Origin of the sequence: Microcoleus sp. T3_D1 (assembly GCF_036700405.1) — a bacterium.
In the GTDB taxonomy this organism is placed as follows: Bacteria; Cyanobacteriota; Cyanobacteriia; order Cyanobacteriales; family Microcoleaceae; genus Microcoleus.
In genome coordinates, this window is record NZ_JAUBOV010000024.1 from 50,183 (window position 1) to 67,361 (window position 17,179).

At 48.0% G+C, this 17,179-nt stretch carries 8 protein-coding genes; 3 read left to right on the forward strand and 5 right to left on the reverse strand.

Annotated elements, in window-relative coordinates:
* Positions 1-85 precede the first annotated feature (85 nt).
* Complete coding sequence (locus QT992_RS13385) at positions 86-724, forward strand: HAD-IA family hydrolase (RefSeq protein ID WP_333317656.1); 639 nt, start codon at positions 86-88, stop codon at positions 722-724.
* A gap of 282 nt (positions 725-1,006) precedes the next feature.
* Here QT992_RS13385 and QT992_RS13390 read toward each other — a convergent pair whose 3' ends face one another.
* Both QT992_RS13390 and QT992_RS13395 read right to left on the reverse strand, forming a co-directional pair.
* The gene (locus QT992_RS13390; protein WP_333317654.1) at positions 1,007-1,834 is read right to left on the reverse strand and encodes an SWIM zinc finger family protein; all 828 of its coding nucleotides are present in this window, start codon (positions 1,832-1,834) and stop codon (positions 1,007-1,009) included.
* 447 nt (positions 1,835-2,281) lie between these two features.
* Positions 2,282-5,623, reverse strand: coding sequence for a DEAD/DEAH box helicase (locus QT992_RS13395; protein ID WP_333377094.1), 3,342 nt, complete (start codon positions 5,621-5,623; stop codon positions 2,282-2,284).
* Positions 5,624-6,334: 711 nt separating this feature from the next.
* Between QT992_RS13395 and QT992_RS13400 the strand changes: the two genes are divergently transcribed.
* Together QT992_RS13400 and QT992_RS13405 are read left to right on the forward strand one after the other, a co-directional pair.
* On the forward strand, positions 6,335-8,488 hold the full coding sequence (locus tag QT992_RS13400) for a polyribonucleotide nucleotidyltransferase (RefSeq protein WP_333317650.1): 2,154 nt from the start codon (positions 6,335-6,337) through the stop codon (positions 8,486-8,488).
* A 368-nt stretch (positions 8,489-8,856) separates the two neighbouring features.
* Positions 8,857-9,234, forward strand: coding sequence for a hypothetical protein (locus QT992_RS13405; protein WP_333317648.1), 378 nt, complete (start codon positions 8,857-8,859; stop codon positions 9,232-9,234).
* Positions 9,235-9,296: 62 nt separating this feature from the next.
* Here QT992_RS13405 and QT992_RS13410 read toward each other — a convergent pair whose 3' ends face one another.
* The 3 genes from QT992_RS13410 to QT992_RS13420 form a co-directional block, all read right to left on the reverse strand.
* On the reverse strand, positions 9,297-10,559 hold the full coding sequence (locus QT992_RS13410) for a Rid family detoxifying hydrolase (protein ID WP_333341353.1): 1,263 nt from the start codon (positions 10,557-10,559) through the stop codon (positions 9,297-9,299).
* A 300-nt stretch (positions 10,560-10,859) separates the two neighbouring features.
* On the reverse strand, positions 10,860-16,184 hold the full coding sequence (locus QT992_RS13415; RefSeq protein ID WP_333341352.1) for a response regulator: 5,325 nt from the start codon (positions 16,182-16,184) through the stop codon (positions 10,860-10,862).
* A 51-nt stretch (positions 16,185-16,235) separates the two neighbouring features.
* Positions 16,236-17,138 (reverse strand): HNH endonuclease, encoded by a 903-nt coding sequence (locus QT992_RS13420; protein WP_333317640.1) that lies wholly within the window; start codon positions 17,136-17,138, stop codon positions 16,236-16,238.
* Positions 17,139-17,179: the final 41 nt, after the last annotated feature.

Sequence of the window (17,179 nt, forward strand, 5' to 3'; positions counted from 1 at the left end):
TAAGTCATTCCCCATCTAAAATCTAAAATCTAAAATCTAAAATCTAAAATTGTATGAGCCTCCGTTCCTTATTTGCTATTGTCCAATGACCCAAGTAATTATTTTTGATTTTGACGGTACTTTAGCAGATACAATCGATATTCTTCTGAGCATCACCAACCGTTTGTCAGTAGAATTAGGCTTTAAGTCGGCCACCAAAGACCAAATCGCTCAACTGAGCAATTTAACTTCTTGGCAACTCCTTCAGTATTCTGGCATTTCTATCTTCAAATTCCCGCTGTTGATTAGAATGTTGAAAGCAGAGTTACGCAGCGAAATTCCCAATATTCAGTTATTTCCGGGAATTAAAGAAGTTTTACTAGATTTAAAAAAACAGGGATTTCAACTGGGAATAATCACATCTAATTCCCGAGAAAACGTCTTGGCATCGCTGGAAAAAAATGGTTTGCCAGACACTTTTACATTTATTTACTCTGGTTCAACTTTTGGCAAACATAAAGTTATTAATAGCTGGCTAAAAAGAGAACATATAAATCCTAAACAAGTCGTTTACGTGGGAGATGAGATTAGAGATATAGAAGCTGCTCGAAAAACCGGAATTAAGGTAATTGCTGTAGGTTGGGGTTTTAATTCTCAGGAGGCTTTGGTGGCACACAATCCCGATTTTTTTATTAAACGCCCCCAGGAATTGATAGAGATTATGAGTAATTTGCGGGAAGTGTAAACTGAAACTGCAAAAAGTAAGACTCGTCGCTTGAAACTGAGATATTGCACCATTATCAATCAGCTTTTTATGAACAGGCTTTCCGGCCTGTTCCACAAGAAAATTTATCTTTTGTGGAACAGGCCGAAAAGCCTGTTCTTGAGAATGATGCAAGATGTGAGTTGAAACCAATCCTACAAAAACTATCGTTCCAGCAGAGAGAAACTAAAGAATAAAATGGGTATTAAAGCCTGATTTGTTATCAGCCATATTCCCTATTATCATCTGTGTGAGTAAATTAGGTTAATCTCCTTCGCCCCGTTTCAGTGCTGCTAAAACTGCTTGCTGGCTAACTGCTTGGTAGATTTTGCTAAAATGCTGCTTCAGGGCGTCTGATGCGGGCGAGGATTTGCTAGCGGTTCCTTTTCCGTCGGTGGCGAGGGGGATTGGGCCTAAGATATCTAATACTGTTTCGCTGCTGGGCGGCGGTACAATGACTACTAAAGATGATTCTAGCTGCTGGTTGTATTCCCAAAAGCGATCGACCTTCGGCAATTTAGAATTCGCAGTAGGGGAATTTTCACCCTTGTTTAGCTGGGTATTTTCCTCTCCTTCCTTACCCCGTCTTTGGCGGAGTGCGGTCAATATTTGCTCTTTAGTTCTTCCGCGCAGTTGAAACAGTACGAAAGGGTCTTCGCCGAAGCGATCGCCCAATAAGTAGTATACTGCACTGATGTGTTTGCAAGGGTTTTTCGGGTCAGGACAGCTACAGCGCGATCGAATATCAGATAAACTTAACGGAAATAGCGTTTTGCCGGCGGCCGCAAATACATCTTCAATATTGTGCGGCATTTCTCCTGCTAGTAATTTAGCTGAAAAAACTGCTCTTTGCGACATATTTTCAATCACATAATCCCAATCTTCATCGCTTAAGGTGTCGAGACCTAAAGAAACTTGATATGGTTTTGGATCAGTTCCTTGAACTATGGCAATTACTTCTTGATTGGGAAATTTAATGCTGAGAACTTTACCTTCACGCGCATATTGCCAGCCACGTTCTAACCGCTTTTTGAAGCGGTAGGTATTGATTAAATCTAACCACTGTTGTGTCCACCATTCTCTGTCAATCATTCGATTTTAGATTTTAGATTTTAGATTTTAGATTTGGGAATCGGGAATTGGGAATTGGGAATCGGGAATCGGCCAAACAGGGAATTGGGAATTGGGAACCGGGCATTGGCCAAACAGGGAATTTTCCCTATCTCCTTCTCTTCCCCTCTTCCTTCTTCCTTCTGGCTTCAATCGGGAATTGGGAATTGGGCATCGGGCATTGGCCAAACAGGTAATTGGGATACTGGAGTCAATCGATTTTAGATTTTAGATTTTAGATTTTAGAATTGAAGCATTGACTTGCGCGAGATAAATTCGGGGCTCCTTTATCGGATACAGGTTTTTTATTTCTGGACGGATGAATCACGTGGCGGGTATCCTGGATGCTTTCGGTCACAAAGGAAAAAACAGCTATCCGTGTATCCGTGACATCCGTGTCGTGCTGTTGGGAATTGCTAATTAATCATATTATTCTTCTTCGGTTTCTATGATAGCATTGCGATCGAGAATTAGTAAATTGCGAAGTTGGTCTGTATCTAGCTCGGTGAGCCAGTTTTCGCCGGCGCTGACTACTTGTTCGGCTAGAGCTTTCTTACTTTCGATCATATCGTGTATTTTCTCCTCTAACGTACCAGTGCACACAAATTTATGCACTTGTACATTGCGAGTTTGACCGATGCGAAATACGCGGTCAGTTGCCTGATTTTCAACGGCGGGATTCCACCATCTATCATAGTGAAAAACGTGGGTTGCTCTGGTTAAGTTCAAACCTGTGCCGCCTGCTTTTAAAGATAAAATCATAATCGGTGGGCCTTGGGGATCGTGCTGGAAGCGATCGATCATTTCTTCCCGCTGCTGTTGCCGAATTCCTCCGTACAAAAACAAAACTTCCCGCCCTAAATGCTGTTCTAGATGCGGTTTCAGGAGTTTTCCCCATTCAGCAAATTGAGTAAAAATTAAAGCCCGATCGCCCTCAGCGAGCACCTCTTCTAACATTTCCACCAACCGCTGCAATTTCCCCGATTCCTGACTCTTAATCTCCAATTCTTTCGGCTTAGCTTCTGCTTTCACAAGAGCCGGATGGTTGCAAAGTTGCTTGAGTTTTACCAGCAAAGCCAGAATCATTCCCCGGCGCTGAATGCCTTCGGCTGACTCTAATTCAGCTATTGACTCTTCGACTATTTTCTGATATAATATCGCCTGTTGATTTGCCAGCCCACAAAATACAGTCATCTCCTGTTTTTCGGGCAAATCTTGGATGATTTCTTTGTCTGTTTTCAGGCGGCGGAGAATGAAAGGCCGAACGAGCGATCGCAAAGTCTGCAATGATTCTCGATCGCCGTATTTCTCGATCGGAATTGCAAATCGGCGCTGAAAGAAATTGCGCGGCCCCAAATAGCCAGGATTGAGAAACTCCAAAATAGACCACAATTCTTGCAGTCTATTTTCCACCGGAGTTCCCGTCAGCGCAATTCTAAAAGATGCCTCTATTTGTCGCACCGCTTGCGACTGCTTCGCCTCGGAATTTTTAATATTTTGCGCTTCATCTAAAACCAATCCTTGCCACTTAATGCCTTGAAATTCTTTCGCATCGCGAAACACCAAGGCGTAACTGGTAATGATTAAATCCTTTCCCTTAATTGCCGTCGCAAATGCTTTGCCTTTAGCGCGTTTGTCTCCGTGGTGAACTAACACTTTCAGCGTCGGGCCAAATTTCTTGACTTCCCGCTCCCAATTGCCCAATACCGATGTCGGACAAACCAGTAATGTTGGCGCTTCTAGAGAATTTTGTTCTTGTAAGTGCACGAGGAAAGCAATTAGCTCGATGGTCTTGCCCAAACCCATATCGTCCGCGAGACAAGCACCCAAACCCCAGCGTTCTAAGAATGCTAACCAGCCTGCTCCTAGCGCTTGATAAGGCCGCAATTGTCCTCGGAAATTAGCCGGAGTTGCGATCGCACTTACCGCTTGATTATCGCTCAAAGTATTCAACAATTCCTGAAGTTGACCCGTCGCCTCAAAATTCACCACAGGCAATTTCTCGATCGTCTGAGAATCGCCCGACGCCAAACGCAAAGCATCCTCCAAAGAAAGAGTCATTTGCTCTTTGCGGCTGGCAAAAAAAGTTTGAGCAGCCCTCACATCCGGCGCGCGCAACTCCACCCACTCGCCGTTAATTTCCACCAAAGGCGAATTCAACGCAATCAATCTGTCAAATTCTGCCTTAGAAAGGCGCTGTCCGCCGATCGTCAATTCCCACTTAAAATTTAGCAGACTTTGCAATCCCAACCCCCCCTTGCCCGGAGTCACTTTCGGAGTTTCCGCTTGAATGCTCAAACCCAAACGACTCGCCCAACCATCTGTCTTTGTCAAACTCGGCGGCAAAACTACGCCCAACCCGCTATCAGCAAACCGCCAAGCTACAGACTTAATAAACTCGTATGCTTGCAGCGGATTTAATTGGCAAGATTGAGGCCGCTGTGCTTGCAAACTCGGTTCAATTAACGGATAAAGTTTCGAGGCTAAACCCAAGCCGCTAAGCAAAGTTTCTTGAGGCAATTCTATTGTCCGCCCCGCATAAGCCAAACGCTCGACAGAGTTGTTCCAAACAGTTGTCGCGTCTACCAAAAATTCGTTTTCATCTGCTGCTTGCAAGCAATAATTTAAATTCCAGTTGGCTTTACCAGGAGACGGCGGTATGAGTTGAAAGCAAGTGCGAAATTGACTTTGTTGAGATAATTGATTTTGCAGCGGTGCAGTCCAAGCACTCAGCTTGGTTGCCAAGTTTTCCAATGCTGCTGTTTCTACTTGAACTCTCCCAGATTCCTGCTGCAAAGCTTGCAGCCAGTCGCGCACAGGAGAAACTGCTTTGATGTCTAAAGTAGAGCTACCAGCAGATCGCACTTGACTATCTACAATACTGCTCAAAAACCCTAACACCAATTCCTCCGCCCCCATCGGCAAATCCACCGCTAAAGGCAATTGACTCCCTTCTTCTGCCTTCTTCCCTCTGACTTCAACATCTGAGTCACGCTCATCGATCCTTAATCCGTGTATCCGTGTCAAAATCCGTGTCGTGCCTTCTTCCTTCGATTGATATGTTCTGCAAGCCGTCGGCATTTGCTTGACAAAAGTGGCGAGGCGGAGTGTATCTGTAGAACTATCTAACAGCGGTTGCCATTTGGCAATAGCAGAACCGTCGGACTGTTTCTCCAATCCCGGCAAAAATTTGCATCTTGCCAACAAATCCAAACTCCACCTAGCTATATGAGACCAAAAACGCAAATCTGAGCCGACAAAAGAGTCTGGTTCCGTGCTGTTAAGCGGTAGTGATTGCAAGAAAACAAAAGCTGCTTGAGGGTTGAGACAAAAACCCTCGACTTGCCAGGGATAAAGGTAAATTTCCTCGGTTTGGGCAGGTTCCTCAAGTGCTGCTGCTGAGTGCTGCGGCATCAGATTTGCGTTCGATTCTGAGATTTGGGTGGGAAGTGCGATCGCCCGAATTTCCTTTTGAATTGAGGAGTCTTGGGTGGGAATTTCTGCGTTTGGGCTTTTGGGCGATCGCCTAGTTTTTTTGCTTTTTTCCGGGGGAGTTTCTGCGGTTTCCGGTAATTGCCAATCCAGTTTTCCCGACTGCTGCAAGGAATTTAGGAAAGTCTTAAATTCCGATTCGGTCATTGCTAAGGGATGCGGTAAATTGATCCCCGATTCCCTGGTTTCAATTGCACCAATTTTTCGCCAAGTTTCTCCCCAAATAAATAAGCAATCTTTTTCATTTTCTAGTAGCCAACTGCCGTGTAAAATTGCCATCGTTTTTTCCCCTGATATTTTTATTTAAGTGCGAGGTTGACTACAGCATTTATATGGAATTTATGAATAAAATTTTAAACTAACAAAGGATATTTTGAGCCAGACAGGACTTAGGTAGAACCTGTATATGTAGGGTGCAACTTAGGATCGTCAATTAAATAATTTCCCTTTTTTCTTGTGGGATGGGCGTCCCGCCCGCCCAGAAAGGACGGGCGGGACGCCCATCCCACAACAGTCAGGAAAAGTGGATTTTATTTAATTCTCATCCCTTAGATATTGCACCATTCTCAATTAGGCTTTTATGAACAGGCAAGATGCCTGTTCCACAAGAAAATTTATCTTTATGTGGAACGGGCCGGAGAGCCCGTTCTTGAGAATGGTGCAAGATGTATGTAGGGTGCAACCTAAGCACCTTACGGCTTATTCCCTGGCCTAGATAACTAAATCCCTGTTCCTTCTGCCTTCAACGTCCCAATTCCCAAACGAAAATTCATCCTACCATCTATGGAAGGCGTTTAGCGGACGATCGACCGGAGAATCGACCCCTGAGTGCAAAAAATAATTCGAGAGTATAAATGCTTATAAGCCAGACGCAGACAGTAGATCGCGAGGCGATTATCCCAGTCTTTTGGCGTCGGACTCTCAAACATCCTGTGGTAATGTTACGATCCCGACAGAGAAAGAATGTGGTAGATAAGGAAGCAGTGCTACATGGTAGAGATAGACAAGTCAATATCCTTCGATGGACGGGATATTAGACTGAAGATTGGTTTACTAGCGCCTCAAGCAGGCGGTGCAGTTTTGATTCAGTCGGGTGACACGGCGGTTTTAGTGACAGCGACTCGATCGCAGGGGAGAGAAGGAATTGATTTCCTGCCCCTGTTGGTGGATTACGAAGAGAGACTCTACGCTGGCGGTAAAATTCCCGGTGGGTTTTTACGCAGGGAAGGGCGTCCCCCAGAAAAAGTGACTTTGACTGGCCGTTTGATCGATCGACCGCTGCGTCCGCTATTTCCAAGCTGGCTGCGAGATGACATCCAAGTTGTAGCCACAACGGTTTCGATGGACGAACAAGTACCACCGGACGTTTTGGCGGTGACGGGGGCTTCGGTGGCGATACTGCTGGCGAAAATGCCGTTTTACGGGCCGATGGCGGCAGTACGAGTCGGTTTGGTAGGAGACGATTTCATCATCAACCCCACCTACAGCGAAATCAAAGAAGGCGAGTTGGATCTCGTGGTAGCCGGTTCTCCTGACGGAGTAATCATGGTAGAAGCCGGCGCTAACCAATTGCCGGAACAGGATATCATCGAGGCGATCGACTTCGGCTATGAAGCAGCCTGTGACTTGATTCAAGCCCAGCGCGAAATTATGGCCGAATTGGGCATCGATTTGGTGGTAGAGGAACGGCCCTCGCAAGATTCCGCCCTGGAAAACTTTATTCGCGATCGCGCCCAAGAACCCATCCGCATCATTTTGTCAAGATTTGAAAAAGACAAAACAATACGGAATGCAGCATTGGACGAAGTTAAGGCAAATGAAGTCGAAGCTGCGATCGCCGAACTTGCCGAAGACGATCCGGTAAAACTAGCCGCCACCGCCAACACCAAGGCGATCGGCAACGTTTTCAAAGACGTTACCAAAAAAATGATGCGGAAGCAAATCCTCGAAGATGGCGTCCGCGTAGACGGCCGCAAGCTAGACGAGGTGCGACCCGTTTCTTGTCGCGTAGGCGTGCTGCCGTCGCGAGTACACGGCTGTGCGTTGTTTAATCGGGGGTTAACCCAAGTCTTGTCTGCAGCTACCCTGGGAACCCCAGGCGACGCCCAAGACTTAGGAGACGACTTGCACCCGCAGCAAGACAAACGCTACCTCCACCACTACAATTTCCCGCCGTTTTCGGTAGGAGAAACCAAGCCGATGCGATCGCCCGGAAGGCGAGAAATCGGTCACGGAGCCCTCGCAGAACGCGCTTTACTGCCCGTTTTGCCATCCAAAGAAGATTTCCCCTACGTGATTCGCGTAGTTTCAGAAATCCTTTCTTCCGACGGTTCCACCTCAATGGGTTCAGTTTGCGCCTCAACGCTAGCCTTAATGGATGCAGGCGTTCCCCTATCCCAACCCGTCAGCGGCGCGGCAATGGGCTTAATTAAAGAAGGCGATGAAGTCCGAATTTTGACTGACATTCAGGCAATTGAAGACTTTTTAGGCGACATGGACTTCAAAGTAGCCGGTACCGACACCGGGATTACTGCTTTGCAGATGGACATGAAAATCAAAGGTTTACCCCTAGATGTGATTGCCACCGCCATCCGCCAAGCCAAACCGGCCAGACTGCACATTTTAGAAAGAATGCTGTCAACCATCGACACTCCCCGCAAGGAAATGTCGCCGTTTGCACCGCGTTTGCTAACCCTGAAAATCGATCCAGAATTTATCGGTTTGGTAATTGGACCAGGTGGCAAAACGATCAAAGCCATCACCGAAGAAACCGGTGTCAAAATAGACATCGAAGACGACGGAACCGTGACAATTGCCGGTAACGACAGCGAAAAAGCTCAGCGGGCTTACAACATTGTCCAAGGCATGACGCGCAAGTTAAATGCAGGAGATGTGTATGTCGGCCGCGTAACTCGAATTATTCCGATCGGCGCTTTTGTCGAAATTTTGCCCGGAAAAGAAGGAATGATTCACATTTCCCAGTTAGCCGACTACCGCGTTGGCAAAGTGGAAGACGAGTTAGCTGTGAACGATGAAGTGATTGTCAAAGTGCGAGAAATTGACAATAAAGGTCGAATTAATTTGACCCGCTTGAATATTCATCCCGACGAAGCGGTAGCCGCCCGCGAAGCGTTGAATAAATAGTTTACGGTTGGTAATTGGTAATTACTTGTAGAGTAATTGCTAATTGCTAATTAGTAACTGGTGATTAGTAATTGCTAATTGCTAATTGAGATTAAATCTGATTGTTTCAGATTGATTTAGGAGTAGGGTGCGCGACAGCGACAGATCGACAAAAGTGCGATCGGCTGTAGAAGTTAATACAGTCGCGCACTTTACCCTCTGCGGTTGAAACCGCTACTACATAAATGAAGTCTCAGCAGAGAGGGGACTCAAAAAAATATAAAGTTATCTCTTTTATCATTCGGCGGTTGAAACCGCAACTACAGAAACGAAGTCCGCCTACGCGGACTGAATAAAATATAAAGTATGTTAGAGGGAGGCATAAATTAATGCCAAAACGGTTGATCATTTTCAAAACAGAATCGCTTTCTTCCCTTGGATGGGAGGATAGATCGCTTTCCCATACAGGTGCTCTCACGAGTATCCTAGCGGAACACTACGACTACTCAAACAAACCTCTGCCTAAAACGGGCGATCGCCTGCGAAACTTTGGCCAATTTAAAGAGAGTGCAGATCCTAAATCTCCTGCTGCGAGCACTCACGTTCGCTGGGGAGATTGGGAGGTTTCGCGCGTAGAGGAGTACAGGCCTGAAATTCCGAATGCTGAATATGACTGTTTAGCGGTGTGCTACTGTTGCTACTCACCTATTGATCCCGAATGGAAAGAATTGCCGAAGATTCAAGTTTCCCAACTGCAAAAACATTAAAAAAACATAATATCCAGATGCCCGACTTCTTGAAAAAGTCTGGCATCTAAAAGAAGATGAAATCAAATCACAGCAATACAGTCAATTTCAACTAACACATCTTTCGGCAAACGCGAAACCTCTACACAAGCCCGCGCCGGTGCAGTTTCCGCATCAAAATATTTCGCATAAACCGCATTCACAGCGGCAAAATCATTCATATCTTTGAGGAAAACCGTAGTTTTTACGACATCCAACCAAGTAGCGCCGGCTTCTGTGAGAATCGCTTCGAGATTTGCCATAACTTGTTCGGTTTGTTTTGCCACATCGTCGGTGTAGACAATATCGTTTAGTCTAATATCGATCGCAATTTGGCCAGCTACAAACAGCATAGTGCCCGTAGCGGCGATCGCTTGATTGTAAGGGCCCACGGGTGCCGGTGCTTTGTCAGTACGAATAATTTTGCGCGTCATAGATGTCACTTTTGGGGATTCTTGTTGAAAGGTTTCTGGGCTGGAGATTTCTTGATCGGAGGTTTCTGGTTCGGAAGTGTCAGGCTCGTAGGTTTCTCCATCGGGCATTATAGCACCAGTGAAGTCTGCATTTTTAATATTCCAACCATAAGTCTTAGCATCAGTTAAGTCTGCTTCCTGAAAGTTGGCTTCCTCCAAATTTGCTAGCATTATACTTGCTTGTTTAAGGCTAGCTTTTTTTAGATTTGTCCTTTTCATAGAGGCTTTTTTCAAATTAGTCCCTGTGAGGTCTGCTGCACTAAGATCCGCCTCAGTCAGATTCATTCCTGATAAGTTAAATCCAGACAGATTGACACCTCGGAGCTTGGCTCTCTGAAAATTAACATCTTGGAGAGTAACACTCTTTAAGTTCACTTGACTCAATTCTGCCCCTGTCAAGTTTGCTCCAGTTAATTTTGAGCTTGTCAGATTGGCTCTACTTAAGTTTGCTTCCTTCAATGAGGTTTTAGTTAAGTCTGCGCCGAATAATTCCGCATCACTCAAGTTGGCATTGTTTAACTTCGTATTAGTTAAGTTAGCACCATACAAATTTGCCCTACTCAAGTCAGCACCGCTGAGGTCTGCTAAACTGAAGTTGGCATTACCTTTCACCCCGACTAAGTTTGTTTTTAGCAGAGATGCTCTACTGAAGTTTGCTCCTTCGATGTTTGCATTGTTCAAATTTGCCTCATTCAAATCAGCTCCCGACAGATTTGCATTCTTTAGGTCTATTCCACTCAGATTTGCACCTTTGAGGTCTATCCCACTTAACTCTGCTAGCCAAAACTGGCGTTGTCCTGCTGCGTATTTTTCTAAAAGTTCTTCAGCGTTCATTCATAACCTCGATCGCCCTCCGCTACACCCCACATTCCCAGCCTACCACCAAAACCGAAAGCGCGATCTAAATCCGCGTCAATCCATTTTCATCTGCGGTCAATCAACTCCCTTTTTGAACCGCAGATAAACACAGATAAACGCAGATAAATTATATCAAATTCGTCCTTCCTCGGAATCATCCCTCTCTCTGTTCTCTTTCTCTGCGTTCTCTGTGTCCTCTGCGGTTTAATCAATCCAATTTCATCTGCGGTTAACAAATTCCCATTTTTCAACCGCAGATAAAAGCAGATTTACACATTACACACCAACCGGAGCACCAACCACCTCACCTTTCAACATCCGAGAAGCAGCATCAAGCAATTGCTCCTCCAAATAAGGCTTAGTGAAATAGCCCTTCGCGCCCAAACTGTAAGCCATTTGGCGGTGTCTGTCAGCACCGCGAGAAGTTAGCATCGCGATCGGCAATTCACACAAAACCGCATCCTTCTGCATCCGAGAAAGTAGTTCCAAACCATCCATTCTCGGCATTTCAATATCGCAGAAAACGATATCGCAAGGCAGACCAGATTTCATCTTTTCCCAAGCTTCCTTACCGTCGCGAGCTTCTTCCACACGATAGCCCGACTTCTCGAAAGTAATCGACAACAGCGATCGCACCGTAATCGAGTCATCCACAATCAGCACAGTCGGCTCAGTCTTCTCGATTTCCGCCTCCGCAGCAGCCCGATCGCCCTCATCCCAAAGCGTACCGCCAGTATCCTTCCGCAGCCTTCCCGTAGCCAAATCGATCAGCTCCAGAACGTCCGCAATCGCCACGATCCGACCGTCACCGAGCACCGTGGCCCCAGCAATCCCGATCGGCTTCGGCACCGGCCCTTCCAACGGCTTGATCACAATTTCCTGTTCCGTCGAAACCTGATCCACCTGCACCGCCAAGAAATTGCCAGCAGAGCGCAGCACGATCACCGAAATCATGTCATCGTCAGTATTGAACCCGTAAACACTGCCCCGACCCAAATGGCGACTGTAAGCCAGCAGCTCCCGCAGCGGCCGGAACGGCAAGCTTTGACCCCGCCACTCAATGCAAGGCAAACCATCCGCCCCCGTCGTCACCTGATCGCGAGGCACATCGATCATATCCTCCACCCCATCCATCGGGAAAGCAATGCGAGCGCGATCGCTAATGCAAGTCAGAGCCTTAGAAATACTCAACACCAGAGGTAAACGGATCGTAAACACAGTCCCTTTGCCGATCGTTGAATCGATCGACACAGTGCCCCGAATTTCCTGCAAGGAAGTCTGCACCACATTCATACCGACCCCCCGGCCGGCGTACTCCGTCGCCTGTTCCTGAGTGCTGAAACCGGGCATAAACAGCAAATCGTAAACTTCCGAGCGAGACATCCTCTGAGCCTGAGCCGCCGTCAGCATACCCTGCTTAATCGCCTTCGCCTTCACCTTTTGCGGGTCAATTCCGGCCCCGTCATCAGAAACGGAAACCACGGTTTGGTTCCCTTGGTGGAAAGCCCGAATCGTAATCCTGCCGACTGCAGGCTTCCCAGCCGCCAGACGCACCTCCGGCGCTTCGATCCCGTGAGTAATCGCATTGTTCACCAAATGAGTCATCGGGTCATATAGCTGATCCACAATCATCTTGTCGATCAAAATTTCCTTACCCTCAACCTGCAACTGAGCCTGCTTCCCGCACTTAATCGCGATTTCCCGCACCGCCCGGAACAGCCTGTCCGTCGTCTCCGCAAACGGCTTCATCCGGGCGCGAGTCAAACCTTCTTGCAGTTGAGTCGTAACTTGTCGCAGTTGGCGAGTCACCTGATCCGCCTCATCCACCAAAAACTCAATGTCCGCGGCCGACTCCCGCACCCGCACGATCAGCTCAATAATCTCCTGAGCCAAACTGTGGAAAGGAGTAAACCTGTCCATTTCCTCTGGTCTCCAGGCACTTTCCCTGGTGTGGGCCGAATCCTCAGAGCGCCAGGCCGATCGGTGTCCCTGGCGGTTTGCCAGCAAAGCAATCTCCAAAAGACTCCGCTCGTAGAAATCCTGAGTCCGCTGGCTCACATCGCTCAGCAGCGCCACCTGGTGCAGCAAATTGTCCAAAAACTGCCGCATCCGTTCTTGGTCTTGCTCCAAACTGTTGCGGTTTACAACCAGTTCCCCCATCAAATTGCTGAGGTTGTCTAGTTGTTTGACCGGCACCCGCATCGTCTGGTCGCCGAACCCGCCCGCGCGGGGATTCCGCCTGGGTCTGTTGATCGCCGACGGCCCCATATTGCCTTCCCCTTGGCGGCCGCTGTCCTTGGGATCTTCCAGCAGTTTTTCCAAATCGCCAAATTCGTCGTCGCTCTCATCGGCCTGCGCGCGCGAAGCTTTACTAGCAGTTGTCGGTAGCCCGTGAATTTCCGGCATAGTTGCGCTCTCGCTGAGGAGTTCTTCGAGATCCGAGAAAACTTCTGTATTTACCGGACTCTGATTTGTGCTTCCAGAAGCTGCTATGACAGCCCCAGCACCCCCTGCAATTAACAGTGCTTCTAAATCGTCAAAATTGCCTTCGGCATTACCCTCATCGCCTGATTCCCCATCGGCAAAAAAGTCTGCCAGCGACCCCTCTTCCAACTCCGAGGAATCGGCCTGGGCCGACTCGTCCTCAGCGTCCCAAAAGCCCGTCGTCAGTTCCGAAGTCACCAGAACCTCAGCATCGATCGAATCCAACAAATCCTCAAAACCCTCCAACTCTGCGTTGTTGAGAGTAGCGCCGGTTTCCATCGCCGAGAGCAAGTCAGCATCGCCCTCAAACATACCATCGAGAGATTCTGCAGGCAGTGGCTCTAAATCCGCACTCGAAAAATCCGTTTCCAGGGCATCAAACAAATCATCTTCCCCCTCAGACTCCCCGGCGGCATCTATTTCGGCAGAGAGAGCAGCAAGTTCCGCACCCTCCTCGTCGAACAAACCATCGGCAGGTTGGGCAGACAACTCCTTCACATCCACAGCCGCGCCGTCATCTGGCGCCGATCCAGCATCGCCTGGGTGCACCATGCCTTCGCCAAACATATCCTCCAAGAAATCGAAAGCTGCGGCCTCATCAGATTCGACATTGGAAATTTCCGACTCAGGACGATCGTCGGACAAAGCCCCAAGTTCAACCTCTGCCGAATTTGCCAAGCCTTGGTCGGAAACAGCCGCACCATTGTTATTGTTCTCGAACAAACTCCCCAAGTCGCCCTCATCAACTCCCACACCCGCACTCAGCAATTCTGGATTCCCATCCTTGAGCCAACCCCCACGGGCTTGGCCCGAAGCTTCTCCGTCATACTCAGTACCCGTAGGTACAGAACCGAAAAGCTCAGCCAAATCTGCCGCTTCTCGGGAAGTAGCCATTCCTTGCCCATCGCGCACAGTCTGTTCATCCTCAGAAATCGCACCCGAGGTCATATCCCCAAACAGCGCATCCAAATCCGTATCGTCCAGATCCAGGTTGAGCGATTGCACAGACTCGTCTTCTAGGCCGAAAGCATCTTCTAGCCAGTTTTCATCTGCAGAGATATCTAAATCAGAATTTGATGTCATGTTAAGAACGTTGCCCATTTCCTCATGTTGTGCGGTGCCAGCAGCTCGATCTCGATCGCCCCCGTTCTCCCCAGCTTCGTCTTCTGAAGAAAGGAAATTAGAAGTAATCCCCAACAGCTCGCTCAAATCCGAATCCTCGTCAAGCTCAGAGAGCAACTCGAAATCATCTATTTCAGGCCGAGCAAGCGCTTTGGCATCCGTTGAATGATTATTGCCCCCCCCTGTTGCCGACTCCTTGGATGCTCCGTCTAAAGCCTCAGACTTCAGGGAATACTCCGAAGAGACTGCCGGCCCACCTGTTGTCTCAGATAAGCCTAAATCGCTGAACAAGTTCTCGAAATCAGCATTGTCCTCCGTACCACCAGCAGAAGTTTGGGCAGCCACTTCGTCCAAAAGCGTACCGAGAGCATCTTCGTCTGCTTGTCCCCTCGCTGGCGCCACCTTGTCGTCTCGCCGCTCCAAACCGCCCCTACCGTTACCCGTTTTAAGGTGTTTGCGAGTTAACCGCTGGCTCGAACCCCCATTTTTCGGACCTGCTGCTACTGCCGAGTCCTGTGCTTCCTCTCCAAACAGCAAATCCTCCCCAAACAAACTCGTCAGGTCGTCAATCGGAGGCTTCGTGTTCGTTTCGGAACTTTCCGCATCGTATTCGTCAAACAACAAATCAGTAAAATCGCCGGAATTGTCCTCGTCTAACCCCAGCATTCGGGCCGCCGATATCCCAGAAGACTGTGCATAGTCGAGGTCTTCTTCTTCTTCCCAAGCGCCGTCGAGATCCGGGGACTCGCCGTCAAACAAGTCCGCTAAAGTGTTGAGTTCTGCCGCGCCCACTTCCGGGCCGGTGCGGGTCGAGCCTCTAAAAGTACCCGTCTCTATATCCGATTCTGCGAAGGCGGCATCGTCGAAGTGGGCCGATCGAATGCCACTGTCCTCGTTGCTGTCGCCGCTGTCGAGTTGGTCGAACAGCTCGTCTATACTCAGCCCAGAAATAGTCGGCAGCAACTTGTTCAATCCATCCTGGGCATCGCCCGAACCCACCAGATCCCAGGCCTCATCCTCAACAGAAACCACATTTTTCCCGGATTTACTCGGTTGAGCAAAGGCCAGCAAATCTTCAAAATCCGTTTCTGGAACCAGAACAGCCGGCTGCAGCGACAGAAGTTTTTCGCTTGGTACGATCGACGATTCTAGACCAGAAATTACCAGTTCTTGCGCTTGTTTGATGTCTCTTATGATTATTGCGGCTAAGGTGCGGTAGGTATTTTCTGGGTTGGCGATCGCCTTGGATACAGCTTGGATCAATGCTATCCAGCAGGGCAGTTCAAATTCTTCCCCAGCCCGGAGCAAGTTCCGACAAATGTTCTTGAGTTGCCGCCTGCTTTCTGGCCCTTCGGGCTGTTTGAACTCTTGCAGGAGTTCCCGCATCCTCGCCGGCACGTCCGACTCAAATACTAGCAGCAGCGCGCTGTCTTCTGTTGCTCTGGCATCAGGTGCGTAAACTGACCGCGAATCTGGAAAACTCCTTGATGAGGCAAACGCCCCGACTCCCACCCCCGCCATAACTGGTTCGGGTACGGCCAGAACGCTGCTCTCGTCTGCATGGTATTCTCCGTGTCCAACGAGTCCCCCCAAATGCCCGTTGAGCTCTTCAAATACTGGTTCTAATTCTCGAACCATCTGTTCTCCCAATTCTTCTGTCAGCCCAAAAGGCCCCGACAGTTGCTCTAACAGCCCTTGCAATGTGTCAAAAATTCGCAGAAAAAGGGACTCTAGCTGTTGGTCTACTTTAACGCTGCACTCTTTTAAAACTTTAAAACTATCTTCTAGTCGGTGAGCTGTTTGCTGAATGCTCGTCAGCCCCAGCATTGCTGCTCCTCCTTTGACAGAGTGAGCGGCCCTAAATACTTCGTTGACCAGTTCTGGGTCTTCGATCGTGGTTTGCAGATTCAGCAAGCCTTGTTCGATCGTATTGAGGTGGTCTTTGGCCTCCTCAATAAAGTAGCCCATTATCCTCTGTTGTTGCTCCGGTAGCATAGTTTTATTCCTGATTTTAAGCGTTATTGTATTGGGTCTATGTTAGTAGTTCTAGAGAAGCTCTCTGTATATCTCGCCCCTTGACAAGAGAATAATCTGACTGCGAGATATTGCAAATGTCCTGGCTATTTCTGCTTTCGACCTCCCCTCACTTAAAAGATAGCGAATCTCGCGCACCTGTTCGGGTTTGAGTTTGCGGTTAGGACATATCTTGCCGGGAACGAAAGGAAAGCGGTTTTTTTCTATAGCATCGCGGGAGTTATCGGCGGGGGTTCCTTCCCACAAATGGTCTGGATTGACACAACCGCGATCGTCGCAACTGTGACACGCAAAATAACCGGGTTTAACAGGCCTTCCCAGTTTGTGTTCCAGTACAAGTCTGTGGGGATAGAAACTTTGATTTTTCCCGTTAATCTTGATAGTTTTCACCGAGTAACCATCACTTCTTTTAGCCAACGTACAAATCATGCAGCCGTTCGGCTGTATTTGGGCCCGAATACCGGGAATTATTTCTTGGCCTCGCAGTTGTTTTTGAGGTTTCGGCGCCGATGTACTTCCGACATCTTTAATACGTCCTTTTTTAAACCTATCTTGAGAATTTTCCAGCCGAGAACCTTCCCACAAATGGTTAGGATTAATGCAGTTGCGGACATCGCAAGTATGGCAAGCAAAGTATTCCGGTCTAATCGGACGACCTAAGATATTTTCTAATACTAAACGGTGGACATTAAAAGTTTTCCATTCACCGTTAATGCGAAGTCTCTTGTTTGCATAGCCACTACTAGATTTAGCGAGAGTAGAGATAATACAGCCCGCCGACTGAATTTCACCAAAAATGCCAGGAATAACCTCTACTATGTTGTCGTCCATTTGTGCAACTCCTACTTCCTTTAGGTGTTGAATTGGCAGCCCCGCAGGGGTTTCAAGACTGCGAGGTTGCTTTTTGTATGCCATTAGTGCCACACTAACGTGCTTGTAAATCAGCCCGCAAAAAA

Bases quoted from the DNA above. Each gene is read 5' to 3' on its own strand.
- QT992_RS13400 (WP_333317650.1), top strand. From the start codon at position 6,335: ATGGTAGAGATAGACAAGTCAATATCCTTCGATGGACGGGATATTAGA.
- QT992_RS13395 (WP_333377094.1), bottom strand. From the start codon at position 5,623: ATGGCAATTTTACACGGCAGTTGGCTACTAGAAAATGAAAAAGATTGC.
- QT992_RS13410 (WP_333341353.1), bottom strand. From the start codon at position 10,559: ATGAACGCTGAAGAACTTTTAGAAAAATACGCAGCAGGACAACGCCAG.
- QT992_RS13415 (WP_333341352.1), bottom strand. From the start codon at position 16,184: ATGCTACCGGAGCAACAACAGAGGATAATGGGCTACTTTATTGAGGAG.
- QT992_RS13405 (WP_333317648.1), top strand. From the start codon at position 8,857: ATGCCAAAACGGTTGATCATTTTCAAAACAGAATCGCTTTCTTCCCTT.
- QT992_RS13390 (WP_333317654.1), bottom strand. From the start codon at position 1,834: ATGATTGACAGAGAATGGTGGACACAACAGTGGTTAGATTTAATCAAT.
- QT992_RS13420 (WP_333317640.1), bottom strand. From the start codon at position 17,138: ATGGCATACAAAAAGCAACCTCGCAGTCTTGAAACCCCTGCGGGGCTG.
- QT992_RS13385 (WP_333317656.1), top strand. From the start codon at position 86: ATGACCCAAGTAATTATTTTTGATTTTGACGGTACTTTAGCAGATACA.